At 52.6% G+C, this 23,508-nt stretch carries 23 protein-coding genes and 2 pseudogenes; 9 read left to right on the forward strand and 16 right to left on the reverse strand.

Going from position 1 to position 23,508, the window contains the following annotated elements; translation table 11 throughout:
• Positions 1-245: 245 nt before the first annotated feature.
• A complete protein-coding gene (locus AACY18_RS12375) occupies positions 246-674 on the forward strand; it encodes a hypothetical protein (RefSeq protein WP_339464984.1) in 429 nt (142 codons plus the stop codon).
• Between the two features lie 104 nt (positions 675-778).
• Here AACY18_RS12375 and AACY18_RS12380 read toward each other — a convergent pair whose 3' ends face one another.
• Positions 779-1,003 (reverse strand): hypothetical protein, encoded by a 225-nt coding sequence (locus AACY18_RS12380; protein ID WP_339464985.1) that lies wholly within the window; start codon positions 1,001-1,003, stop codon positions 779-781.
• A 113-nt stretch (positions 1,004-1,116) separates the two neighbouring features.
• Entirely contained in the window at positions 1,117-2,121 is a 1,005-nt protein-coding gene (locus tag AACY18_RS12385; protein ID WP_339420505.1) for a metallophosphoesterase, read from the reverse strand.
• 367 nt (positions 2,122-2,488) lie between these two features.
• Here AACY18_RS12385 and AACY18_RS12390 point away from each other — a divergent pair, with 367 nt between their 5' ends.
• A complete protein-coding gene (locus AACY18_RS12390; RefSeq protein ID WP_339420504.1) occupies positions 2,489-2,689 on the forward strand; it encodes an MFS transporter in 201 nt (66 codons plus the stop codon).
• Positions 2,690-3,028: 339 nt separating this feature from the next.
• Here the strand turns inward: AACY18_RS12390 and AACY18_RS12395 are convergent, their stop codons facing one another.
• From AACY18_RS12395 to AACY18_RS12440, 10 genes and pseudogenes are all read right to left on the reverse strand, one after another.
• Positions 3,029-3,739, reverse strand: coding sequence for a GntR family transcriptional regulator (locus AACY18_RS12395; protein WP_339420503.1), 711 nt, complete (start codon positions 3,737-3,739; stop codon positions 3,029-3,031).
• A gap of 67 nt (positions 3,740-3,806) precedes the next feature.
• Positions 3,807-4,829 (reverse strand): proline racemase family protein, encoded by a 1,023-nt coding sequence (locus tag AACY18_RS12400; protein ID WP_339464986.1) that lies wholly within the window; start codon positions 4,827-4,829, stop codon positions 3,807-3,809.
• 12 nt (positions 4,830-4,841) lie between these two features.
• Positions 4,842-6,323: an aldehyde dehydrogenase family protein gene (locus AACY18_RS12405; RefSeq protein ID WP_339420501.1), complete on the reverse strand. Its 1,482-nt coding sequence runs from the start codon at positions 6,321-6,323 to the stop codon at positions 4,842-4,844.
• A gap of 8 nt (positions 6,324-6,331) precedes the next feature.
• Positions 6,332-7,618 carry an NAD(P)/FAD-dependent oxidoreductase gene (locus AACY18_RS12410; RefSeq protein WP_339464988.1) on the reverse strand — a complete coding sequence of 429 codons (1,287 nt, stop codon included), beginning with the start codon at positions 7,616-7,618 and terminating at the stop codon, positions 6,332-6,334.
• Between the two features lie 106 nt (positions 7,619-7,724).
• The gene (gene dapA / locus AACY18_RS12415) at positions 7,725-8,606 is read right to left on the reverse strand and encodes a 4-hydroxy-tetrahydrodipicolinate synthase (RefSeq protein WP_339420499.1); all 882 of its coding nucleotides are present in this window, start codon (positions 8,604-8,606) and stop codon (positions 7,725-7,727) included.
• Positions 8,607-8,628: 22 nt separating this feature from the next.
• On the reverse strand, positions 8,629-9,294 hold the full coding sequence (locus tag AACY18_RS12420) for an amino acid ABC transporter permease (RefSeq protein WP_339420498.1): 666 nt from the start codon (positions 9,292-9,294) through the stop codon (positions 8,629-8,631).
• A 10-nt stretch (positions 9,295-9,304) separates the two neighbouring features.
• On the reverse strand, positions 9,305-9,976 hold the full coding sequence (locus AACY18_RS12425) for an amino acid ABC transporter permease (protein WP_339420497.1): 672 nt from the start codon (positions 9,974-9,976) through the stop codon (positions 9,305-9,307).
• Positions 9,977-9,987: 11 nt separating this feature from the next.
• Positions 9,988-10,809, reverse strand: a complete 822-nt coding sequence (locus AACY18_RS12430; protein WP_339420496.1) for an amino acid ABC transporter ATP-binding protein — start codon at positions 10,807-10,809, stop codon at positions 9,988-9,990.
• A 56-nt stretch (positions 10,810-10,865) separates the two neighbouring features.
• Positions 10,866-11,756 carry a substrate-binding periplasmic protein gene (locus tag AACY18_RS12435; protein WP_339420495.1) on the reverse strand — a complete coding sequence of 297 codons (891 nt, stop codon included), beginning with the start codon at positions 11,754-11,756 and terminating at the stop codon, positions 10,866-10,868.
• A gap of 357 nt (positions 11,757-12,113) precedes the next feature.
• Positions 12,114-12,251, reverse strand: a pseudogene (locus tag AACY18_RS12440) (transcriptional regulator); the annotation flags it as partial.
• 141 nt (positions 12,252-12,392) lie between these two features.
• On the opposite strand from AACY18_RS12440, the gene AACY18_RS12445 reads away from it, so the two are divergent.
• Together AACY18_RS12445 and AACY18_RS12450 are read left to right on the forward strand one after the other, a co-directional pair.
• Positions 12,393-12,671, forward strand: coding sequence for a DUF7693 family protein (locus AACY18_RS12445; RefSeq protein ID WP_339420494.1), 279 nt, complete (start codon positions 12,393-12,395; stop codon positions 12,669-12,671).
• 284 nt (positions 12,672-12,955) lie between these two features.
• Positions 12,956-13,237: a hypothetical protein gene (locus AACY18_RS12450; protein ID WP_339464989.1), complete on the forward strand. Its 282-nt coding sequence runs from the start codon at positions 12,956-12,958 to the stop codon at positions 13,235-13,237.
• A 174-nt stretch (positions 13,238-13,411) separates the two neighbouring features.
• On the opposite strand, the gene AACY18_RS12455 is transcribed toward AACY18_RS12450, so the two are convergent.
• Positions 13,412-14,293 carry a LysR family transcriptional regulator gene (locus AACY18_RS12455; protein ID WP_339464990.1) on the reverse strand — a complete coding sequence of 294 codons (882 nt, stop codon included), beginning with the start codon at positions 14,291-14,293 and terminating at the stop codon, positions 13,412-13,414.
• 212 nt (positions 14,294-14,505) lie between these two features.
• Between AACY18_RS12455 and choX (AACY18_RS12460) the strand changes: the two genes are divergently transcribed.
• The 3 genes from choX (AACY18_RS12460) to AACY18_RS12470 are packed head-to-tail and all read left to right on the forward strand — an operon-like array spanning position 14,506 to position 17,220.
• Positions 14,506-15,471, forward strand: coding sequence for a choline ABC transporter substrate-binding protein (choX, locus tag AACY18_RS12460; RefSeq protein ID WP_339420491.1), 966 nt, complete (start codon positions 14,506-14,508; stop codon positions 15,469-15,471).
• 37 nt (positions 15,472-15,508) lie between these two features.
• Complete coding sequence (locus AACY18_RS12465; protein WP_339464992.1) at positions 15,509-16,636, forward strand: TauD/TfdA family dioxygenase; 1,128 nt, start codon at positions 15,509-15,511, stop codon at positions 16,634-16,636.
• On the forward strand, positions 16,636-17,220 hold the full coding sequence (locus AACY18_RS12470) for an HD domain-containing protein (protein WP_339420489.1): 585 nt from the start codon (positions 16,636-16,638) through the stop codon (positions 17,218-17,220). The genes AACY18_RS12465 and AACY18_RS12470 overlap by 1 nt, the downstream gene beginning before the upstream one ends.
• Before the next feature lie 545 nt (positions 17,221-17,765).
• On the opposite strand, the gene AACY18_RS28045 is transcribed toward AACY18_RS12470, so the two are convergent.
• A complete protein-coding gene (locus AACY18_RS28045; RefSeq protein ID WP_445261953.1) occupies positions 17,766-17,987 on the reverse strand; it encodes a helix-turn-helix domain-containing protein in 222 nt (73 codons plus the stop codon).
• Between the two features lie 269 nt (positions 17,988-18,256).
• Here AACY18_RS28045 and AACY18_RS12475 point away from each other — a divergent pair, with 269 nt between their 5' ends.
• Together AACY18_RS12475 and choX (AACY18_RS12480) are read left to right on the forward strand one after the other, a co-directional pair.
• The gene (locus AACY18_RS12475) at positions 18,257-19,213 is read left to right on the forward strand and encodes a PDR/VanB family oxidoreductase (RefSeq protein WP_339420488.1); all 957 of its coding nucleotides are present in this window, start codon (positions 18,257-18,259) and stop codon (positions 19,211-19,213) included.
• A gap of 712 nt (positions 19,214-19,925) precedes the next feature.
• Positions 19,926-20,870, forward strand: a complete 945-nt coding sequence (gene choX, locus AACY18_RS12480) for a choline ABC transporter substrate-binding protein (RefSeq protein ID WP_339420487.1) — start codon at positions 19,926-19,928, stop codon at positions 20,868-20,870.
• A 390-nt stretch (positions 20,871-21,260) separates the two neighbouring features.
• On the opposite strand, the pseudogene AACY18_RS12485 reads toward choX (AACY18_RS12480), so the two are convergent.
• Positions 21,261-21,461, reverse strand: a pseudogene (locus tag AACY18_RS12485) (transposase domain-containing protein); the annotation flags it as partial.
• Between the two features lie 439 nt (positions 21,462-21,900).
• Positions 21,901-23,469, reverse strand: coding sequence for a SulP family inorganic anion transporter (locus tag AACY18_RS12490; protein ID WP_339464993.1), 1,569 nt, complete (start codon positions 23,467-23,469; stop codon positions 21,901-21,903).
• Positions 23,470-23,508 lie beyond the last annotated feature (39 nt).

The following is a 23,508-nucleotide window of genomic DNA, read 5'->3' on the forward strand; positions in this document are numbered from 1 at the left end:
GCGCCGGGAAACCTCGGCCATCGACAGGTTCAGCGGGGGAAGCAGCATCTTAAGTAATGCGGCTCTGCGTTCAGGTGAATAGTACGGCACGACCAGTCTCTTTCCGCCCCCGATATGCTTTTTTTGGTAAAACCGGAGAGGCGACAACTATCCTGACACCGGGGGACCTTCACCCTGTCTTGGGTGTGGTGCATGCGCCATTAACTCCGGATGGGAAGGCAGATAGCATCAGCTGGGCCGCAGGTATGGATCACTTAGTTAGGAATGGAGCCCCGATCTATGTCGACCTTTCGAAACAGGTGCTTTCGAAGGAGAGCATGGTGATGGTGAGCGCTGCTGCTGACAACAAACCGCAGACCAATCGCGAGCTCTGTGCGCCGGCAGGTTTTTACCCGATGCCATCGATTGCATACAGGCTTGCCAAGGTTGCTGCTGGTGACGGAGCCTGTGGCCTGTCTCTGTATCCAGTGTCAGCCCATGACGTAGTCGCGGGGCACGCATTGCTGATTGGTGCCAAAGGCGTTTTGCTCGACGAATCGGGTTACACCATTCGGTACCGCACAGAGTTAGAAATGCTCATGGTTTGCCAACGATGCTTTGGTGGAGCGCCCAATGTTTGCTTGGAACTGGCGAATCGCGACTGGGCCAAAGTCTTTGAGATGTCGGCGAGCTAAGGCGCTTTGAAATGCGGGATCATCACCTACAAATTGGAGATGGCATATGGCCGGTTTTTTTCGAACAAAATTGATGTCTTTTGGAATCAAAAAGTAGCCGCGACTTACGTCGCAAAGGTGCGAATAGCAGATACAACACTGGCTTCGTCGCCCTCCATCATGCGTTCCAACGCAGAGAACACCGAAAACAGAAGCCAAAAGATCAAAAGCAAAAAGAGCGCAAGCCCATAGAGCAACAGCAAGGCAATCGGGTCGATTGCCCCACAGCTCAAGGCAGGCCAAAAAAAACGGGAGACTTTTGGAGAACGTCGCTTTTTGTTTGTTTTCAAATATAAGGTCTCCGGTTTGAAATTTTACTTTCAAGGGGGCGGGGAAAATATATTTTCGGTTTGTGTGGCGAAAGCGTCTTGAAGAACCGTTTTGTGAAGTCTAGAGCAGTAAATCAGGCGCCGAAAAGCCGCTGAAGCAGCTGCTCCGTCTGCGTTCCACTGTACCTTGCCTTCAGCTCATCAAGCTTGGCGCCTCTGCGCTCGCCAGTAAGTAAGCTAAGCCCGTGCAACGCGTTAATGAGCTTCTCAGATTCGGCGTCCTCATCTCTCATGGTGATCCACGATGAGTTTGCCTGCTTGGCCAACGCTTCAGCCTTTTGGCTAAGGCTCTGTGACTCAATCAATCTGTTGCCATTCACTTCTGTCTTAAGCTGACTGATGACATTCTCGAGCTCCTGCAGCTGCTCTGAAATGCGCTCCGCGCTATCAAGCGACACAGGACGCCCATCAACATAGATAATGTCTTCTTGGACACAGTAGATTGCCAAAGGGCCGTCGCCTCCTCCAGTGCAGTCAAGCGCGAGAAAATTCCCCAGTCTCAGCGGTTTCGGAATCCAAGTATGTCCCGAGCAAACTCTCCAGATGCCTGGAATGCCGTCACGATAATGCTTGATGATCCGTTCCCTGCCCCACAGAGCGATCTCTTCAATCTGAGCATTGTCCAGGCTCCCAACGAACTCTTGCCAAGAGATTCCTGCCGGCACATCGGCGTGAACTACACCCACCAGGCCACGTGCGGACTGAATTTCTATGGCGGTCGGGAGACGTTCCAGCCTTTCGATCACCATTCCTTTCGACTCATCGGCGATAGTAGACCACCATCCCGCGCCGTGGGAGCTGTAGCGTGCTTGTGGGTTCTCACGGTAAGCGTTTATCAGCATCTGCTCGTGATTGCCTTGGACACTGTAGAACCAAGGTTCGCCGAGCAGTTTTAGGCCATCCAGCATCCCAGGCCCACGGTCAATCAGATCGCCTACAGCGATGACCCGATCAATCGCACTGTCAAAGCCGAGCGCACGAAGCCCCTTGTGGAGCTCGATGGTTTTGAAGTGGATATCGCCGACTACAAAATCACGACCTAGATCGTTTTTGGGAAGATGCAAAACCGCCTGCTTCATTTGGGATCATAACTCCGGAACTACCGCCGATGAATTGATTGGTAGCTCCATTGTACTCACTCGTCAGGTGACATGATTGGTCTCTATCGAACCTACCCTGCCCTATTCCGTTTGAGGCGACGCTGGGATGTACTAGGCTCTGTGCATCATTTTCAAGGAAGACTCTCATGCCAGATAACTCGGACTATAAGATTTGGGACTGAAACGTGCATCGGGAGAACCATGAATAAGTTGTTTAATCGAACATCCAGTACTGAAGATTGCCTGCCTTTGCTTAACGGTCGCGAGCATCCTTTCGTTCCAAGCGACGTTCTGGGCCATTCCCTCAACGATCCTCACTGGTCGCGCTGCTGCTGGTGGTCTTGCAGTGATCGTCTCAATTGGCAACCTCGGCGGTTTCACTGGCCCTTTCGTGATTGGCTTAATAAAAGATGCAACCCATAGCTATTCAATGCCCTTCTTCGCAGTGGCCGCAATTCTTTTGGTTGGGACATTCTTGATGGTGTGGCTTGGAGACCCTGCTAGACAAAAGCCACTGAGTCATCGAGTAGCCGCTAGCACTGCCTAGTGGTGGATGTACGACCTTCAAAACCAATCTCGTGGGACACCTTTGGTGCGGCGCAAGGAGGTCTGGGTCAATGTCTTCACATCCAACTTCCCGGCTTGAGGTGGCGGGCAAATGGAAATTCGCATATGAATAAAGTTCATATCTTGCCAAAGTGGCGGGTAGAAGACGCCGCCCCGACATGCTGAATAAAGTTCCAGAGTTGCGCGCAAACTCAATAAAAATCCATAAAAAAAGGCCTTGGCGGGCCTTCTCTTGTAATCAAACCAGAATCACTAGGTCAGCCAATGCTCGAAGGTAACCAGCTCATAGCCGTCGTTCGGAGCAAATACACAAAGTTTTCTATCTCACCGAAACAGCTTGGGTCAGGTTCTGCTGCATATAAGCGAGGAAACGGCTCTGAAAAAGCATCGTATGCTCATGCGCGGCTTGTTCAGCTGCGTCAGGATTGCGAGCAGCGATAGCTTCGATGATTTCGTCATGGTCACGTCCCAAACGCTTGGTAGTGCTAGCGGCGCTGACAATGAAGTCAAAGTGCAAATGTGCGAGTCTTTGCCCTTCCCCTAACAGCTTCTCGTAGTAGCTGATGAAGTAGGGATTCTTACCGGCCTCGGCAATTACGATGTGGAAGGCTTTGTTCGTCTCCGACATCGCCTGGAAATCACCAGAAGTCACTGCATCGAGATAGACAGCATCAGCCGCGCGTATCCGCTCTAGATCCTCAGCGTTGTGCTGAGTCGCCGCCAGCCGCGTGACGGCTCTCTGAATGAGATCAAGCGCCGAAATATAGTTTGGAAAATCTTCAATTTCAAACGGCGTTACCAGCGTTGTCCTGTTGGGCAGGATAGTTACCAGTCCCTCGCTGATGAGGCGCGCTAGCGCATCCCTTACCGGAGAACGAGAAAGCCCGAACTGTGCGGCCAACGACACCTCATCCAGCGGGGATCCGGGCTTCAGCTTGAGCGTTAGAATTTGTTTACGAAGCTCTTCGTAGATATAACGCCCACCATGGCGTTTGATGCTTCCGTTCGTCTCAGCGGTATCGTTGCTCATTGAGTTGCTCTCAGCGTACTGGCTGGTCGTTTGACCGAGTGTAAGACTAACACCAGCCATAGCCTGGTTAGAAACCCTCGCCCCAAGTGTCACTCAACATAAACCCTTCGGCCAGAGGGTCATCAGGGTCGACGCCGATTTGATGCATGCCATACACCCAGGCTCGCCCGGTTATTCGAGGCAGCACTGCCGCCCGATCTCCAACTTCCGTGAAACCAAGCAGCTCGACCTTGAACTCGCCTCCAATAGTTGAGCGAGAGATCAGTTTATCGCCTGGTGTCACTTGCCCACGGGCGCTCAGGGTCGCCAGGTTCGCTGAGCTGCCAGTACCGCATGGAGAGCGATCTACGCGACCAGGGGGCAATGTCGTACAGGTTTGCCAAGTAAGTTGATCGATACGGTTGCGGAACATCACATACGCAACCTCATTCAGACTATCGATCAGCGGATGCTTCACGGATACCTGCTCGTTGACGATGCCTCTCAAGCGCACACCCGCATCCGCAAGTTCTCGAGCCTTACCGGGCTCGATACTCAGCCCGACCTGATCAACATCAATCAGGGCGTAATACACACCGCCAAAGGCAATATCCGCTTTGATGGGGCCAAATTCGTCAGTCTGTATAACAGCATCTAGATGCTCCACAAACGACGGCACCATATCCAGTGAGACACTGATACAGCGACCCTCTGCACATTGCGCACGCGCGGTGACCAGTCCAGCGGGAGTATCCAGTACAACGGTCGTGTATGGCTCTTCCATCGGTAGGATGCCAAGCTCAAGCAATGCCGTGACAACGCAGATACTGTTACTGCCTGACATCGGGTGAGCCTTGTCAGCCTGCAAGACTATGAAGCCTGCATGGGCTTCAGGTCGCGTCGGCGGCAACAACAGATTGACCGACATCTGCAGGCATCCGCGCGGCTCCAGCACCACCAAGCGACGAAGGCTGTCGTCGACCTCGTTAATGTAATTCATCTTGTCGAGCATGCTCTTGCCGGGGATGTCGAGGACACCGCCCGTGATGACTTTGCCGATCTCGCCTTCGCAATGCACGTCGACCAATTGAAGCGTTTTCTTCCAGCGCATGGCGCCCTCCCCTTACTTGATGTACCAGCCCCACGGTTGCTCACTGTCGTACCGGGTGATCTGTTTGGTTTCGAGGTAGTTATTCAACCCCCACTCCCCTAACTCCCTGCCGATACCGCTTTGCTTGTAGCCACCCCAGGGTGCTTCGGTGAACGTCGGTTGGGAGCAATTAACCCAGACAATACCGGCTCGAAGGTGGCGCGCGACCCGCTCAGCGCGAGTCAGGTCTTTCGACATGACCGCCGCTGCTAGTCCGAAGCGTGAATCGTTGGCACTTTTCAGCGCTTCCTCTTCATCGTCGAAGGGACGTACGCAAACCACCGGGCCAAAGATCTCTTCATTCCAGATCCAGCTATCGACTGGCACATCGGCAAAGATGGCGGGATTCACGAAATACCCGGACTCGCAATGCGAAGGCCTGGTGCCACCGTAAAGCAGAGCAGCGCCCTCTTCTTGGCCACGCGCAATGGCTTGCAAAATCTTGTCGTACTGACCGCTGCTGACTAAGGGCCCGAGCAGAACCCCATCCTTCAATCCACCGCCAATGCTGAGCTTTTTCGTCTCCTCGACTAAGCGCTTCAGCAAAGGCTCATATAGGCTCCGTTGTACCAGGACGCGAGAAGTCGCCGAGCACACCTGTCCCTGGTTCCAGAAAATGCCGAACATGATCCACTCGACAGCTGCCTCAATGTCGCTGTCATCAAAAATGATGAAAGGCGACTTACCCCCCAGTTCGAGACTGATATTCTTGATGTCACGCGCAGCGGCTTGCATGATTTTTGAGCCGGTTGGAACACTGCCTGTGAACGCTAATTTATCGATGCCTGGATGCTCACTCAGGGGAGCGCCTGCATCAGGCCCTAAGCCAGTTACCACGTTCAATACACCTGCCGGCAGCCCAGCCCCATGTGCAATGTCAGCCAATTCCAGTGCAGTCAAAGGTGTGAGCTCCGATGGTTTGAGCACCATGCAGCAACCAGCGGCCAAAGCAGGTGCCACCTTCCAGGCGGCCATCAGCATCGGGAAGTTCCAGGGAATGATCGCCCCCGCCACACCCATCGGCTCCTTGCGAGCTATGCAGCTGAATCGCTCATCCGTGAGGTTGATGCGCATCTCTCGCTGAACATCAAGTTCCTCCGCGAGGTCGGCATAGAAATCGAAGCACCCAGCCGTATCACCAATATCCCACTGTGCTTCGGGAAAGGGTTTGCCGTTGTCACGTACCTCGAGCTCTGCAAGAACTTCCAAGCGCTCCCGAATACCCGCTGCGATGCGGCGTAAAACAACTGCCCTTTCGGCACCGGCCATCTGCGGCCAAGGCCCCTCCTCGAAGGCTCTTCGTGCCGCTTTTACTGCCAGGTCTATATCTGGTGCGGTGGCTGCAGCAACGTGCGTAATGACCGATTCATTACTGGGATCGATGGTTGCGAAAGTCCCGCCCAGGGCAGGTTTCACCCATTGCCCGTCGATGTAAAGATGATCGTAGGATTTCATAAGGAACCTCAGTTGAACGCAAAGCGTTTGGCGCTGAAAGGAGTCAAGTCTTGTGCGGGTTGGCGCCCGGTGACCATGTCGGTGATGAGGCGTCCAGTCGTTGCCCCGAGTGTCAGTCCTAGCTGGCCATGGCCGAACGCGAGGAAGACATTCTTCAGGCGCGAGCTTCGATCAATCACAGGCTTTGTGTCCGGCAGAAAAGGCCGATAACCAATGCCGTATTCGATTTCGTCGAGTTTTAGCTGCGGAAGAATTTTGCGTGCCTTTTCCAGAATGATTTCGGCACGCTTGAAATTCGGCTCGGAGTTCGGGCCTGAGAACTCGATGGTGCCGCCAATTTGTAAACCACGAGTCATCGGCGCAATACAGAATCCGCCGTCGGCATAGATAACCGAGTGGCGTACTTCTACGCCCGAGTGGGGTAACAACACTTGGTACCCAGCGATGCCAGCAAGTGGCACTGATCCGCCAATCTGCGAGAAAAACTGACTTGAACCAGTGCCCGCCGAGATGACGACGTGGTCAGCTTTGTAACGCTCTCCATTGACCAAAGTAATACCGCTGGCACGGTCAGAGACTTCGTCTATTTTTTCGACTTGGCCACGTACACGGACACCGCCCTGCTCGATGAAACTTTCTGTAAGGGCGGCGATGAATCCCTTGGTATCACTGACCGCTCGCCAATCAGGAAACAACAACCCGTGACTGAATTTTCCAGCCAATGCAGGTTCCAGATCCGATATCGCCGCACGATCCAGCACTTCGGATTTGAAGCCCAAGGATCGGCGCAGATCCATATGGGGCCCCTCTTGGGCCAATCCCTCAGGGGTATCAAATACCTCAATGATTGGACGTTCGCCCATTAACGTTTTGTCAGCGCATCGCTCCAGTAATGGTGCGTAGTCTTCGTAGACATGGTGAGTCAATGTCGCCATCTCATTGGCGATTTCGACGATACGCGAATGACGAGCGCAAGAAACAAAGCGCAGAAACCAAGGCAGGATCCCGGGCAGAGCGCTTGGTCGAAGCGCCAGCGGGCCCTTTTGATCAAGCAACCAGGCCGGTATTTTTTTAAGAATCCCCGGTTTGGACAGAGGAATAACCTCACTCACCGCCATCTGGCCGCAACTCCACTTGGCAGTGCTGTCACCCGGCGCCTGAGGGTCGACCAACGTGACTTGATAGCCTTCGCGTTGCAGATACAAAGCGCAGCACACCCCGACAATGCCACCGCCAATAACGACGGCTGCTACGCCATTGATGGTCTGATGGGTGGGCGGTTGCATAGTGATCATAAAGACTCTCGATTAGCGCAGAACCTGCAGGCATGAGTCCATCAATGGACATTGATCAGCGACCGAAAAATCCGCATCGGCGCTTATCGCCGATGCGGGATCAATATCAGCCCTGAAGCTTTTCGAACTCCCTGCGGAATTCGGATTTTTCTTCAGTGGTCAGTGGCTGCAACGGCATGCGCGCTACGCCCACATTGAAGCCAGCGAGCTCACAACCATACTTGACCTTTTGAATGAATTTGCCGCTTTCGAGGTTGTTCATCAGCGGAAATAGCGAGCGCACGATTTGCTGGGCACCCGCGAGTTGCCCGCTGACGTAGTTTTCATAGAACGCCACGATTTGCGGCGCCAGGAAATTCGCAGGCGCGCAGATCCAGCTGGTGGCCCCCCATAGGAAGAAGTCCAAAGCCTGATCGTCAGAACCACACGAAAGCTGGATTTTCCCCTTATAGCGCTCATCGATTTCGATGGCGCGCAGCAAGTTTCCTGCGCTCTCTTTAATGGCAATGACACGGTCATGATCCTTGAGCGCTTCCATAACGCTGTAACCCACCTCGACGTTAGTGCGTATCGGGTAGTTGTACAAAACGATGTTCACGTCAGGTACCGCATCAAGGATGGCGTTGTAGTGACCAATGAGTTCATCCTGAGTCGGAATCGCGTAGTACGGCGGAGCAATCAGCAAATTGCTGTATCCGGTATCCCGCGCCTGCTTGACCTGCTCAATGACCTCGCGAGTGCATGAGCCATTCGCACCGGCAATCAGCATGACGCGATCATTGGCGACCTCTCGAACGGTGGCCATGACTTGGCGCCGCTCTGCATTGGTTAAAGCGTAGTATTCACCGGTTGAACCCAAGGGTACCAGGCCGCCTACACCCTGCTTGATTTGATATTCCACCAGGGAGGCCAACACGTCGTAATCGACTGCGCCGGTTTTGTCGAATGGGGTCACCAGGGCTGGCATGATGCCGTTAAGTTGTTGCATGGGAGAATCTCCAGTGTGATTGTCAGTATGCGTAGCGTTTGAGCATCCGGGTTTCGACCACCCCAACCAGTCGGGTCAGGGGGAACGCCACAAGGAAATAGATCACCGCCACCGCCGTTAAAAACTCCACCGGGCGTGCGGTACTGTTCGAAATGTTTTGCCCTACGAACATCAGGTCAGCGATGCCGACAGATGAAATCAGTGCGCTCTCCTTGAAGAGGCTCACCACGTTGGAAAGCAGCGGAGGTACTGCTCGCAGAAGCGCTTGCGGGAAGATGACGTAGAGCACCTTGTTCCACTTGGCGACTCCCAAGGCTGTGCAGGCATCGTGTTGCTCACTGGGAATGGATTTCAGCGCGCCACGAAATGTCTCGCTGGTAATGGCCGTCATGTACAGGCTCAATGCCAACATCACCGAGACGTATGGCGGTACAGAAATGCCGAACACCACAGGCAGGCAGAAGAAGATCCAGAACAATTGGATCAACAATGGCGTACCGCGAAAGAGCTCGACGTAAAGCCCAGTGGGAATGCTGATAAAGCGGTTTTTTGAGAGCCGCAGAAGACTCAAGAGAAAGCCGAAAACACTACCCAGCACCGCGCAACTGACCGTGAAGGCCAGCGTCAAAGCGAGCCCTTTTGCTAAGACCTGCCAGTATGAAAAGACCACCGTAAAATCAAGCTGCATGAAGATCTCCTCAGCGCGCGAGCGCAGTGTCCTGACGACGTTCGATCCACTGCACCAATTGCGCGATGGGCAGTGACAGAGCGAAGTAGATCAAGGCAATCAGTGAATAGGTTTCAAGCGGTCGATAGGCTTCTGTGGCAATGCTCTTGCCCACGTACATCAGGTCGGCAACGGCGACGATGGCGACCAGCGCACTCTGCTGAAGAATGGAGATGCCATTGGTCATCAACACCGGCAACGCGGTTCGAAACGCCTGCGGCAAAATCACATAGATCGTTCGCTGCCACGGACGCAGGCCTAACGCTACACAGGCATCTTCGTGCTCCCTTGGAACAGCCTGTACCCCTGCCCGATACGCCTCAGCATTGAACGCGGTGAGATTCAGGCCCAGGGCAAGCACGCCCATGGTGATAGGGTCGATGAACACGTTGAACAGCATCGGCAAACAGTAGAAGAACCACACGATCTGCAGCAGTGCCGGAGTGCAACGAAAGAACTCAATGAACAGTTGCGCCGGCCAACGGATGAAGAACCATTTGCTCAGCGTCAGCAGACAAAGACCAAACCCCAGTACCAGGCCCACAACGTTCGATATCAAAGCAAGCTGTAAAGTGACCTTCAGGCCATCCCAGAGCACGCCGTAATTACCGGTCAGAAAATGAAAATCGAATTCATAATTCATGGACGCTAGCCTCAATCCAGGTGCAAGACTTTTTCCAGGAATTCGCGAGTACGCGGCTCCTTGGGTTTGGTAAAAATCTGCTCTGGGGGCCCTTGCTCGACGACTTTCCCGTTGGCGCAGAACACCACACGAGAAGCGATACTGCGGGCAAAGTGCATGTCGTGAGTAACGATGATCATGGCCATTTTTTCTTCAGCCAATTGCATCATCACGCTCTGCACTTCGGTGACCATTTCCGGATCGAGCGCCGAGGTCACCTCATCGAAAAGCATCAGCTTGGGCTCCAGCATCAAGGCGCGGGCGATTGCCACTCGCTGCTTTTGCCCGCCTGAAAGCTGACTCGGATAAACATTCAGTTTGCTTTCGAGACCAAGTCGAGCGAGGAACACGCGCGCTTTTTCAGTCGCTTGAGCTTTAGAAAGGCCTTGTACCTTCATGGGCGCGAGAATCAGATTGCCCAATACAGAAAGGTGCGGGAATAAGGTGTAGTGCTGAAAGACCATCCCTACCTGAGCCTGCAACTTTGCATCTAAAGGCTTGCCGGCTCCACGCGTTGAACCATCAATGTAAGGCTTGCCCTGGAAGGAGATCTCGCCCCCTTGAATGCTTTCAAGACCCATCATGACTCGCAGCAAGGAACTCTTACCGCTACCGCTCGGGCCAATGATGACCAGCCGATCATCGGAACGCATATCGAGATCCAGGTGATCCATCACCACTAGGCCTTCGCCATACGATTTGTACACATCTCGCAACTGGATAAAGTCGCCCTTAGCCGAATTTAGGGTGAGCGAATTCTGTGGCTGATCAGCCACCAGATAAGGAGCGGTCATAGAACTGTCTCCAGGAGAACGCTAAATCAAAGCCGTTCTCGGGATCGTCGAAAAAATTACTGAGGGGTTTTATCGCCAGCGTTGGCGAGCGCAGAAGCCTTATCAACCAGGGCGGATATCTCCCCGGTTTCTCGGCGTTGCGTGAGATAGATGTTCAACACTTGCAGGTCTGATGGCGTGGCGTTGCGTGACAGGCCAAACGCAACCCCTTGCTTCGCCAGAGCGGGAACCGGCATTACTTCCTTCGTCCAGTCCGGGTTGGCGATGGCGAAGAGGTGATTCGTATCGCTGGCATCGACCAGTATGTCAGCGCGCTTGGACATTACCGCCATGCGTGTTTCATCCATGCCTGGTAACCGCATGATTGTGGCGTTCTTCACAACCGCGGAAATGGCTTTGTCTGCCGCAGTGCCAGACATTACAGCAATCGATACTCCCGGCTTGTCGTAGTCCGCAACGGCGTTCCCCGCGCTCGCAAACTTGGGATTATCTTTGTTGGTAAGAAGCGATATCTGATAGTCGGTTGCGGGTACCGAGAAGGTCACCGCCATCGCGCGTTCAGGAGTCTGATTCAGCGCCATCGCCAGATCCCATTTACCGCCTTGAAGCCCCGCCACCAGGTTGTCCCAGTTCGTATCCACGAACTCGACCTTGACCTTGAGCACCCTCTCACCGAAGTCCCGGCACAGATCCACAAAGTACCCACTGTATTGCCCGGAGCGTGCATCGCGCATGACGTACGGTGCAGCCACTGCTGCCCCGCAACGCAGCACACCTGCTTTCTGAATGCCTTGCCAAAGCGTTGAATCAGCTGCGTTCGCAGGCGCCTGGGCTAACAACGCGCCAAGAAAAGAAACACCTACGAGCAGTTTGCGGAGGGGGGAAGAAAGGAGCCGTGTCATGTTGACCTCACCGATATTTAATTTTTCTTGGGCAGAAAGGTACAAGCGTTAAAGCTGAGCGTGCCGTCATGTATGCAGCGCTGTATGCAGAGTAGTTTTGAACGAATTGATGTGTCAACAGCGCTTTTGAAATTTTTGCTATGGAGTGATTGACGGTCGGACGCCTGGCGCTGAATCGCGCTAGGTGTCGTTAGGGGATGCAAACGCGCGGAAGCCAATGCGGGAGGGCGAAATTCAAGATATTGATCAATGGCCAATGGGAGCGTTAGCCAGAATTTTAGAGACCGACGCTCGGGAGACAGGTCGTACAGTTTTTTCGGTCTTGGGATGCGGATGCAGGGTGTGAAGTTTGGACACCCACAAAAAAGGGCCCTCTCAGGCCCTTTTGTACTCAAACCGAACTCACTTGGTCAGCCAAGACTCGACCGTTGCGGAGCGGTGCTCAGCTATCCATTCCTTCAGAGTCTTATGATTGCCGCCTTTGGTTTCGACGACTCCACCGGTGTCCGGTTTTTTGTAGACCTTCACCTGGCGAGGCTTGGCAGGTGGCTTACATCTAGCGAGAAATATCTGGCTAATTATTGAGCCGGGCCCATTGGCCCGAAGGATCGCCCCCCCCGTTGACGCCACTTCATACCGCAGCCTGGCTATGGGCAAGCGAAGACGCGAGCGCAGAATACTTTGAACACGACCCCTCTCCTACCGGCCCGCGAGGTCTACCAGATGCTGACGGACGTCGCGCTAGGCAAACGCATCATGATGCGAAGCTCGAGCAAGATCTACCACGGCCTCATACCCGTGGAGATTGATGGATGGCTACTCACACTCTTCAATGACTGTGACACCCTGGACTACTGCGAGTACTGCAGGTCGCCTGATGGTAGAGTCGGGACACTTGAATTTTGGCAGCGCTACGGAGCTGATCCTGTCGAGCTATTGAGCATCGGGGAGCGAGAATAGCTTGAGCGGCTGTTCGCTGGGCTCTGAGCATGCATCCAAAACGGTAGGCGAATGTTTGGCCACTTCAGTCATCTCGAAGCTGCATCCAAGACTCTAGCTATGACATCATTTTCGTCACAGGCGGTTGGCGCTAAGGCTTGGTAAGCTTACTAGGATTCTCAACCTGCAATCCGGGTAAATGCCAATCTGCGATGCAACCACAAATATAAGCGGCCCTGCCCTAACCCACTGCTCAATGTACCAATCGAACAGCCAATGCCTAGCTTTCTAATAGGAGTAAAAAATTGCTGAACCGTCCCGACAAAGACGCGCTCCTTGCAATGCTGGAATCTCAAGTTGAAGAAAAGCTGCAGCACGACCCAGACGCGGTAACGACTTATGCAGCGCTGCGAGAACCTGAGCGGAAGCCCTACATCAGCAAGCGTACAGTCCAGGATAATGCTTTTGACAAAAAGCTTTATCAGATGCGAGCCGATGCTGAAGCCGGAGTAATGCATACGCCTAATCGCGAGCCAGTGGACGGGGAGGCTCCTAGCCTCAGACTTGATGATTACCCGGGCCTGTAAAACGTGCTGCTGAGATCTGCAGGCGGGAACGGCTTGCGGAAGCTATGATCGCGGCAGACGCGTTCAACCAAACCACCGCCGAGCACATCGCTTCCTGAGCATCAGTCGCAATATTTGAAAGCCACTTTTTCTATTGGTACTGCACCGGGTGTGAAGCCAAGAAGTCAGAGCCTATTAACGTTTTGTATTGGCGATGAACCAATTAACCACAGGTTCAACCACGGTGTTATGTTTATGACGACTTCTGAGCAGATACCCGAAATCTTCTCTTGAAACTGCCGGGCCTAAGCGAATCAGCTGACCCTTAGCAACAAACTCCTCGACCAGAATTTCCCAGCCCAGTGTTAGTCCTTTCCCTGCCATGGCAGCATTGAGAAGTAATGGATAATTATTGAACTTGAAACCGCTATCAACGTTCACGCATCCTAGCCCAGCAAGAACCGACCATCGATTCCAGTCCAGCCACCTGGGGTTGCTTGAGTCCATATGTAGCAACGTCAGATTTGTCACTTGATCTTTGGTCAGTTCAGATGATATTCCATTTTTTTTTGCAAAATCCGGACTGCACACAGGAAAAACAGTCTCGGTACTTAGCATCAGCTCAGTATCAAGCTGGAAATTCCTTTGACCAAATACAATATCTATATCTGACTCTTGAACCTCAGGACTTGCTTGAACATCAGTAGCGCTAACGTTAAATTTATAGTTAGGAAATGCACACTCCAACATCTGTATTCGACGAAGCAACCATAGATGCACAAACCCAAAGTTTGCTGAAATATTCAGTGTTGGCCGATAGTTTGAAAGTCTCGCCTGAGTATCTTCAATCGCTGACTTTATGTCTAACAGACTTGGAGCAATATCGCGGTACAAGGCCAGACCAGCACCTGTTGGAACAAGCACCCCGCCAGTCCTATCGAGCAAAAAACCACCTACCAAATCTTCCAGGCTACGAATTTGCTGTGAAACAGCGGGTTGAGTGATACAAAGCTCCTTCGCTGCTGCGGTCATTGACCCCAACCGAACAGTTGCCTCAAAAGCAACTAAAGACTTCATGGCTGGAACTGACCGTTTCGACATCTACCCTCCTCATAAGTTTTTTGCATATAGCGTATAAGATAAACCGCTGTTTCTTCAGAATTTTGAAATTGCTAGCCTCTCCCATGCCCAATGAATAAATAAAAAAGCCTAGCTAATCGTTGCACACCCTTTTTGCATCCTGCCATGCCTAAACCAATTTCACAATAAACGGTTCGCGGAGATGATCTATGCGTAAGCCCTTGCTTTCACTCGTATTTGCCGCTGTTACCCTTCCCTCTCTGAGCGTTACTGCAGCTCAAGATCCCCAGCAATGCCAAGCTATAAGGCTCGCCGATCTCGGCTGGGCTGACAATGCCGCGAATAACGGTCTGACAATGGCTGTCGCCCAAGCCATCGGCTATAAGCCAACGAAGACAATGGTTGCGGTGCCTATTGCCTTGGGTTCAATTCAGAACGGGCAACTTGACGCTTTTCTTGACTACTGGTCGCCTTCTTTGGATCCGACCGTAATGCCTGCTGTGGAAGCAGGAAAACTCCTCAAGTTGATGCCACCCAACCTGACTGGCGCTAAGTACACCTTGGCAGTTCCGGACTACCTTGCGGAGCAAGGCCTTCGAACTTTTCAAGACCTTGCCAAGTTTAAAGATCAGCTCGGCGGAAAAATTTACGGAATTGAGCCTGGAAGCGGTGGCAACAGCTCTTTGAAAAAAATGATCAGCCAAAACCTCTATGGTCTCGGTGATTTTAAAGTGGTCGAGTCCAGCGAAAGTGCGATGCGCATGGAAGTTTCCCGTGCAATTGCTCGCAAGAAGCCGATCGTGTTCCTCGGATGGGCACCACACCCTATGAACATTGATTTCAAAATGACTTACCTGTCAGGTGGCGATGACGTTTTTGGCCCCGATTATGGAGCAGCAACAGTATATACAGTTACAGCGCCAGATTATGCAAAACGCTGCCCTAACGCTGCAAAGTTAATTGGAAACATGAAATTCAACACGGACATGGAAAGTGAAATCATGGTCGGCATCCTAGACAAGAAGGATCCGTTGAAACTGGCAACTGAATGGATTAATAATAATCCAGTCTGGCTTGAAACTTGGCTCAGTGGAGTTTCCACTTTCGATGGAAAAGATGCACTTGAAGCTGCCAAAAAATACTTCGACGAGCAGAAACTAGCTAATCGCGAGTAGGATCAATACTAGAACACTGAAATTCTCGGATCTTCACATGAAAAACGTTGATATTATTTTTAAAGAATCACCCGCGTCCGTTATTTTTCGTAAAGCCGAAATAACACTTGAGGTTCCAGCGCTTTGGCTCAGAGAAAAAACACCTGATGCTGATTCAGTCGACACGCAAACTCAGCAACGGTTATTTGACTCTCACCTCATTGATCCAGAGATCGCTCTAATCAAACTGGAAAAGGTCAACTCTAGCAGCGCCTGGCTAACCTTCAGCGATGGACATCAAGCACTTTATACAGATTCTGAAATTCTGGATAATGCGCTGGATCTGGATTCAGCCTCATCCGCCGAAAGCTGGAAAAGCGACATCAATGTAAAACTGGTAAAACATAACTGGACAGAGCTGAATGATGACGCCAAGTTTCAGGCTTCACTGATTGCCTACCTCAAGTATGGGTTCATCATTCTGACAAATGTGCCGAATAATACAGAGCAGGTGCTCGCTGTTGGATCAAAATTCGGTTACGTGAAGGAAACGAACTTCGGGAAATATTTCGAGGTTTACTCGAAGCCGAGCGCGAATGATCTCGCATATCGTAGTGTGCGACTGGGCCCTCACACCGATAACCCATATCGTGATCCAGTACCAGGCATCCAGTTGCTTCACTGCCTAGTCAATGAGACCTCTGGTGGCCTTTCCACCCTAGTGGACAGCGTCTCTGTCGTAGAGGCGCTCAAGAGAGAGGACTATGAGGGATACAAGCTGCTCAAGGACACTGCAGTTCGATTTCGCTTCGTGGACAAGGGCGTAGAACTGACATCTCGTCGCCCGATGATTAGCGTCGATGACGCCGGCAACACCTTGGGCGTTCATTACAGTCCTCGCTTGGACAGTCTTCCTCTGCTGGAAGACTCCAAGATCAAAGCATTCCACCGTGCACGCAAGCGCTTGGCTGAGTTGTTCAATCACGAGGATTACGAACTCAAGTTCCGCCTCGATGCTGGTGAGCTAATGCTGTTCGACAACAGCCGGGTTCTGCACGGACGAACCAGTTACGACCCATCCGAAGGTCATCGGCACCTGCAAGGTTGCTACATTGACTTTGATGGCCCACGTGAACGCTTCAGTGAAGTGGTGAAGCGACTCAAAATGCTTGAGGAGGCTGCGTAATGGAGCAGGTAGAATTCATCAGAATGAAAGACGGCACGCACGCTGAATATCACTTTCTGGAAAAACTAGAAAGCGACTTCAACAAAGGTTTGCCGGATCGAATACTCGATGCGCTGAATGGGCTGTCATCGACCTTGAGCGGATACAAGGTCGATCGACTGCAACACTCCCTGCAAGCTGCTGCACGGGCTCAGGCAGACGGTGCAGATGAAGAAATGATCGTTGGTGCGTTGATCCATGACCTAGGAGACTTCCTCGCTCCCTACAACCATTCACAGTATGCCGCCTCTATCATCAGGCCTTATGTGAGAGGGGAAGTAACATGGATCCTACATCACCATGGACTGTTTCAGAACTTCTACTACGCCCATTATTTTGGGGGAGACCGGAACGAGCGTGACAGATACAAGGATCACCCTTGCTATAAGTCATGCGTGAATTTTTGCGAACGCTGGGATCAATCTTCATTCGACCCAGACTACCCTACGCCAGGTATTGAACACTTCGCTCCATTGGTGCACAAGATTTTCAGCCGCAAACCATTCGACCCCACTGTACTAAAAGACGAATACCCAATGATGTAATGGCAGGCCCGCTACGCTTTATTTTTTCCGCATAGCGGGCCAGCTGAGCATATAAAAGATCCCGAATACCGCAAATCCACAGGACTCCAGATGCCGGATTATGAGCAAGATCCCGATGTCCGATTGTGAAGGTGTTGCGTAAACGTTTATCTGCCGACCTCCGAGCTGATCCCAACCCAACCCAACCCAACGCAATGCCCCTGTACCGCAGCTTCGATCAACAGTGGATAACTGTTAACGGTCAGCCCTTTGTTAACAATAATTGTATTAACGCTATTCCGGTCAAGCCATTGCCGCCAGGTTTCAGTTCCAGCTCTCATCCTCAAGCTCGAGACCACAAAGATACATTAATGAAAGTGTTTCCTCGCATGGAATCCGCGCTACGCACCGTCACCAAAGATGATTGCTGCGTCTACATCGGTTGCAAGACAATTCTTTTCGACGTCTGAAATCATTAGCCGCGGCCAAGGCGGCCGTTAAATCGGGTATCTCGGCATCATAAGCATATTGCCGATAGCTTGGTCGCATCCTTCGTAAAGGTGCTCTCATCTCCCTTGGTCTGTAGGTCGGTCGTTGCGCTGGCGAGGTTCGCGAGCGCTGTTGCGACCACGTGTTGAAAGTTGTGCCCTAGGGATAAGACTAACCGAACGATTGGCTCTGATGAATAGCATTACATCTAAACAGCTTTCAAGTGATTGAAACTGCTGACTTATCGCGGCTTGGGCGAGACGTAACTCTGCCCAAACTTCGTGAAACTCAGGTGGCAGCCGATGCCTCGAACGCGATCAACGGATCCAGCGGAGGAAGCTTTCGTCGATAGCTTTCATAAGAATTATTTATCCGAATGCCCAAGGAATGGTTGTTGGTCAGCATAGAAAGATTAGCTTATGTTATTCGAACTATCTGTTCAACTCACTGAACCCCTCAATCTAGGTTCCGCCCCCCACATGGGGCGCAATGCTGGATCGGACAGAGTTGAATGAAGATTTATTCATAAAATCGAGACTGCATCGTAGCGGTAAAGGAGCTTCTTGTCATGTATTTGAAAATCTCGAAAATATCTGACGAAACGGCGTCTATTCGAAGCTTTTACCTGGTTAACGCATCGGCAGAAACGTCGCTGCCGGAGTTCTCGGCTGGATCTCACATTACCGTGCGCGTAACCGATACTATAAGTAGACAGTACTCGTTAGCAAATACCCCTGGCTCGTCGGATCATTATTTGATCTCGGTTCTTAGGGAGCAGGAAGGACGAGGTGGGTCGCAATGGATACATGATAACTGGAAGATCGGAGATACTATAGAAGCAGAAGGCCCTGCCAACAATTTCAGACTCCACGAATCGGCTGGCAAAGTTATTCTTATTGCCGGCGGCATCGGTATTACCCCTATCCTGTCGATGGCGAGACGCCTGCAACAAATCGGATCCAGGTATCATTTATATTATTGCGCGCGCTCAGTCGAGGAAACTGCGCATTATAACTCAATAGTAACTTCAACCCTGCGCGATAATGTAACGTTTATTCATGACAAAGCAACAGAAGATAGGCGCTTAGATGTGTCCAGTCTGGTGAAAGATCGCGAGGAAGATTGCCACGTGTACGTATGCGGCCCACTAGGGCTTGTGGAGGCCGTCAAGAGTGCGGCCCGAGGCTGCTCCCCGGAGACGGTGCACTACGAGTTGTTCGGGGCGGATCCAAGTGCAGTACGATATCACGAAAGCGACTCAGAATTTACGGTAACAATCGGTAGCAGCGGAAAGTCGTTTGCCGTGCCCCCTGGCCAATCAATACTTCAGGTACTGGCCGATAACGGTGTGACGGTACGAACACTATGCGAAGAGGGGTATTGCGGTTCTTGCCTGACCCCGGTGTTGAGCGGCAAGCCGGATCACCGAGACAGTGTTTTAACGCAGACGGAACGAAACTCTGGACAGCTAATTGCCCTATGTTGCTCGCGTGCAAAGTCCGAAAATCTGATCCTAGACTTGTGAATATGAAACGATCCGGTTTAGCTCGCTCGCGTCGCCTGGCCGAGGGACATAGCGTTCTTGTGATTTCCTGCTTTAGCCTGCCGATGGTTGCTGCGATTTTTCATGGATGCCCGTCTGTATTTGCGTTGCTCGCGGTGAGTGCCTCCGACAGGACTCATTCGGTACCGTCGAATCCGGCCAGATGGGCTGACGGTCAGCCGGCAAATAAGGCCAACGCCGCACCGCTCGCCTCCCGACGCCGGCGATAAGGGCCGACATAGATGGCTGATGGCCCCACGGAAAGTAAGCCAGCAACGAAGCCGGTTGTTGCCGCTGTTTCCGCAGTGAACTGCCTATCGATATATTGTTGAGCGTTTTGGGATCAAATGGAAAACGAACCAGCTAGGGAGGTACAGATGTATAGCCCATTTATACCCAAGAGACTTAAGCGTCCTAACTTTGTTTTTTTGCACCTATCAATCTTTGACAGATGCACACCGCCAATGAGAAGCCCTTAACCAAGGCTGGCAACAAGCATGCGAGTCAGAAAAAATTGCACATCTTATCGTGCAATGCGCAGATCGGCGTTTCAGCAAACGCAAAGAGTATAACTAAACCATGCTGGCCGGAAGATAATACTGCGAAATAACAAAATCAATTCACAACAGAAAAATCAGAAAAACAAATAAATAACTGCCGCCTTTCTCTTAAATTATCTTGAGGAATTTGCACCATGAACGCATTATCTCCAACGTTATTTCTAATCGCTCTTTCAGCGTCTTTCGTCAGCCAAGCTGCGGAGCCAGACCAATGCCGACTGGTTAAATTCGCAGACCCGGGATGGACTGACATTCAAAGTACCACCGCACTCGCCACGACGATCCTGAAAGCACTCGACTACCAAACAAAAGTGACTTCGCTCGGGGTTCCACTTACGTACAAGGCTTTGGCCGAAGGTAAGAATCTGGATGTTTTTTTAGGAACCTGGATTCCGACCATGGAGTCTGAACTGAAATCATATCGGGACGCTGGTACCATCGATACAGTGCGAGTAAACCTGGAAAACGCCAAGTATACGCTGGCAGTGCCTGAAAACCTCTGGAATTCGGGGCTGAAGGACTTCTCGGATATCGCTAAATTTAAAGATGAGCTAGGTCAGAAGATCTACGGGCCAGAAGCCGGTGATGGCGGAAACAATGCGATTCTGAAAGCAATCGATGAAAACGCCTTCGGCTTGAAAGATGCAGGGTTCACCCTAGTAGCCTCCAGTGAGGCAGGAATGCTTTCCCAAGTCGAGCGGGCAGCGAGGCGAAATTCAGGGATTGTGTTCCTAGGCTGGGAACCTCATCCAATGAATAACCGTTTCAAGTTGAAATACTTGACTGGAGGGGATGACTTCTTTGGGCCCAATTTCGGTCAAGCTACGGTGTATACCACTACCCGTAAGGGCTACGTGGATGAGTGTCAGAACGTGGGGCAACTCCTCAAAAACATGAGCTTCAATGTAGATATGGAAAACCGAATCATGGGTTCAATTCTTGAAGACAAAATGGCGCCTCAAGCAGCGGCAATGGCCTGGCTCAAAGCTAATCCTCAGATTCTGAATACATGGCTATCGAGGGTGACAACTAGGGAGGGTGGGTCTGGCTTAGAAGCGGTGAAGGCCAAGTTGCTTTAAGGATTCAGTCAGCATCCAGCGACACGATGAGTAAAGGCGCTCCATGGGTTCGTTCACCGCAATATTGATCTTCGGTTACGACGGCGCGTGTAGGCAATGTCGGGGAGTAGCAATAACGATGGATCGTCACATTATCGAAAAATTCCTACCAGCTCCAACCCGCCCATTTAAAGGGCGGGTTGGCCCACCAAGAAAACCATTCCACCGTGACGGGTGCCAATTTTAGGGCCGGTTCCAGCGGCAGTGGTCTTGCTCATGTCCGGATCCCGCACGACTCCCCTGCCACCTTGGCGAAGAGCCCGCATGACTCCCCACCGAGCAACATCCTTTCGCTCTAGACAGTTCAATGTAAGCGCCCACGCAACATACATTGCATGATTAAACGGGCGCTCACATGTGCGGTAGCCGTTCGGTAATCTCCATAGCACGCTGCGTCGGCAGGCGTGCAAGAACATCCTTCAAGTAAGCATACGAATCATGCCCGTTGAGCTGCGTCGGCTTTATCAAACTCATGATCGCCCCCGCACGTTTACCGCAACGTAGCGATCCGGCAAACAAACAATTCGAGCGTCCCAGTGCCCACTGTCGGATTTAGTTGTCGGGCGGTCAGAAGCGGTTACCCGCGTCCCTCCAAGATCCGTTCATGCGAGTTTCCCAGCACACGGCTCAAGCCTCTACTTGGGCACTTGGTTTTACATCGTCGACGTTGGCAAATCGCACATCCCATGGGCACCGCAGGTAGTTGGTCTCGAGATTGGCGACCGCATCCGTGCTCCGAGACTCAGCTTCACAACATGTCGTCAATGCCATGGTGTGTCTTTGGTGACCGGTGTGAGGCATGCGCAGCAGCGGCCACCTTGCTGTAGAAACACCCGATACAGGTGGCTCGGCCCTTTAGATAGATAAGCATTTGAAATAACGATTTTTCCCCCATCGGCGTATCTCGCGAGGATGGCGACATACCTCCCATCGCCAAAGCATTTCCCACACTGGGTTCTTGCCCGCGATGGAAACGGCACCGACCTCGTGATCAGTCTTCAAACCGGATTGGGCATTTCTCCGCCCCTTCCAGTTTTCTCAACTCCTCCACCACCGGTGGTCTCGCCCCGCGCAGGGTAAGGCTGCGATCCTGCTGCAACAGTCGCCGCGCTTCCTGGTGCAGCATCTCCACACCTGAATAGTCGATGAAGTTGATTTGCTGCGCCTCGATCACTAAACGTACGCCGTGCATCCGTTGCAGGCGCAACTGCAGGTAATGGCTGGCGCCGAAAAAGATCGATCCGCCGACTTGCAGAATGTCTTCATCCCCGTCGCGCCAGTGCTTCACCCGCGGCTGGGAAGTGCGCTTGAGGTAAAAAAACAGCGAAGCCAAAACGCCGGCGTAGATCGCCGTCTGCAGTTCCAGCAGCAGCGTAGCGATACATGTCAGAGCCATCACCACAAACTCCGCGCAGCTGACCCGCAACAGCGCCCGAATCCCGCGAGTGTCCACCAGACCCCAGGCGATCAACAGAATGCTGCCGGCCATGGCGGGGATGGGGATATGCGCGATCACCTTCGCGCCGAAGATGGCAAACAGCGCCACCCACAGCGCCGAAAAAACCCCGGCAAGCGGCGAGCAGGCGCCGGACTCGTAGCTCAGGCCTGAACGGGTGAAGGAACCGGCTGATAGAGAGCCGGAAAAGAACGCCCCCACGATGTTCGATAACCCTTGGGCGCGGACTTCCTGATTGGCATCGAGCAGTTGCTGCGAACGGGCTGACAAGGAACGGGCAATCGACAGGCTTGTCACCAGACCGAGCATCCCGACCGCTACAGCGCTGGGCAGCAGACGCAGGATCAAGTCCATATCCAGCGGCAATGGACTGAAGGGAGGCAGGCGTCCTACGAACGCGCTGACAAGCTTCACATGACCGAACATGGCTGGCCAGAGCCAGACCAGCAGCTCGCTCAGGATCAGGGTGATCAACAGGGTCGGCCAGCGGCGCAGCAACAATTTCAGGATCACGCCCACCGCTACCGTCCCCAGCCCCAACGTGAGGGAGGGTTTATCCACTTCGCCCAGGTGCTTGAACAGCATCAGGAAGCTGCTCATCGCTGTCGCCTCGTTGGTCACGTCGAGTCCCAGCAGGTTCGGCAGTTGACCGATGGCAATCACCACGGCCGCGCCAAGAGTGAAACCCAACACCACCGAGTGTGAGACGAAATTCACCAAGGCACCAAAACGCAGTAACCCCAATAGCCACTGGAAGATACCGGCGAGCAGCGTCAGCAACAGTATCAGCATGACGTAGTCTTCTGACGCGGGAACGGCCAGGGGACTGACGCTGGCGTACAGGACAATGGAGATGGCCGCCGTAGGGCCGCAGATCAGATGCCAGGACGATCCCCACAGGCAGGCAATCAGCACCGGGACGATCGCGGCGTACAAGCCATACTCTGGTGGAAGTCCGGCAATCAGGGCATAGGCAACGGATTGCGGCAAGGCCAGAATTGCACCGCTGAGGCCGACGATCAGGTCTCGGCAGACGCTGGCGCGGGTTTGCCGCGGCAGCCAGGTCAGGAACGGGAAAAGTGAATGGAGGCTGGGGAAGGCCATGGATCCTCTCGGGTGGGTCTGCGTAAGGGTATCAGGACG

The sequence above is a fragment of the Pseudomonas sp. EA_65y_Pfl2_P74 genome (assembly GCF_963970575.1).
GTDB classification, from domain to species: Bacteria; Pseudomonadota; Gammaproteobacteria; order Pseudomonadales; family Pseudomonadaceae; genus Aquipseudomonas; species Aquipseudomonas baetica_A.

What these genes read in the sequence shown, in the direction of transcription:
- choX (WP_339420491.1), top strand. Translation starts at nt 14,506, where the DNA reads ATGCGTAAGCCCTTGCTTTCACTCGTATTTGCCGCTGTTACCCTTCCC.
- AACY18_RS12410 (WP_339464988.1), bottom strand. Translation starts at nt 7,618, where the DNA reads ATGATCACTATGCAACCGCCCACCCATCAGACCATCAATGGCGTAGCA.
- AACY18_RS12490 (WP_339464993.1), bottom strand. Translation starts at nt 23,469, where the DNA reads ATGGCCTTCCCCAGCCTCCATTCACTTTTCCCGTTCCTGACCTGGCTG.
- AACY18_RS12385 (WP_339420505.1), bottom strand. Translation starts at nt 2,121, where the DNA reads ATGAAGCAGGCGGTTTTGCATCTTCCCAAAAACGATCTAGGTCGTGAT.
- AACY18_RS12375 (WP_339464984.1), top strand. Translation starts at nt 246, where the DNA reads ATGGATCACTTAGTTAGGAATGGAGCCCCGATCTATGTCGACCTTTCG.
- AACY18_RS12425 (WP_339420497.1), bottom strand. Translation starts at nt 9,976, where the DNA reads ATGAATTATGAATTCGATTTTCATTTTCTGACCGGTAATTACGGCGTG.
- AACY18_RS12475 (WP_339420488.1), top strand. Translation starts at nt 18,257, where the DNA reads ATGTATTTGAAAATCTCGAAAATATCTGACGAAACGGCGTCTATTCGA.
- choX (WP_339420487.1), top strand. Translation starts at nt 19,926, where the DNA reads ATGAACGCATTATCTCCAACGTTATTTCTAATCGCTCTTTCAGCGTCT.
- AACY18_RS12430 (WP_339420496.1), bottom strand. Translation starts at nt 10,809, where the DNA reads ATGACCGCTCCTTATCTGGTGGCTGATCAGCCACAGAATTCGCTCACC.
- dapA (WP_339420499.1), bottom strand. Translation starts at nt 8,606, where the DNA reads ATGCAACAACTTAACGGCATCATGCCAGCCCTGGTGACCCCATTCGAC.
- AACY18_RS12465 (WP_339464992.1), top strand. Translation starts at nt 15,509, where the DNA reads ATGAAAAACGTTGATATTATTTTTAAAGAATCACCCGCGTCCGTTATT.
- AACY18_RS12395 (WP_339420503.1), bottom strand. Translation starts at nt 3,739, where the DNA reads ATGAGCAACGATACCGCTGAGACGAACGGAAGCATCAAACGCCATGGT.
- AACY18_RS12405 (WP_339420501.1), bottom strand. Translation starts at nt 6,323, where the DNA reads ATGAAATCCTACGATCATCTTTACATCGACGGGCAATGGGTGAAACCT.
- AACY18_RS12470 (WP_339420489.1), top strand. Translation starts at nt 16,636, where the DNA reads ATGGAGCAGGTAGAATTCATCAGAATGAAAGACGGCACGCACGCTGAA.
- AACY18_RS12400 (WP_339464986.1), bottom strand. Translation starts at nt 4,829, where the DNA reads ATGCGCTGGAAGAAAACGCTTCAATTGGTCGACGTGCATTGCGAAGGC.
- AACY18_RS12455 (WP_339464990.1), bottom strand. Translation starts at nt 14,293, where the DNA reads ATGAAGTCTTTAGTTGCTTTTGAGGCAACTGTTCGGTTGGGGTCAATG.
- AACY18_RS12420 (WP_339420498.1), bottom strand. Translation starts at nt 9,294, where the DNA reads ATGCAGCTTGATTTTACGGTGGTCTTTTCATACTGGCAGGTCTTAGCA.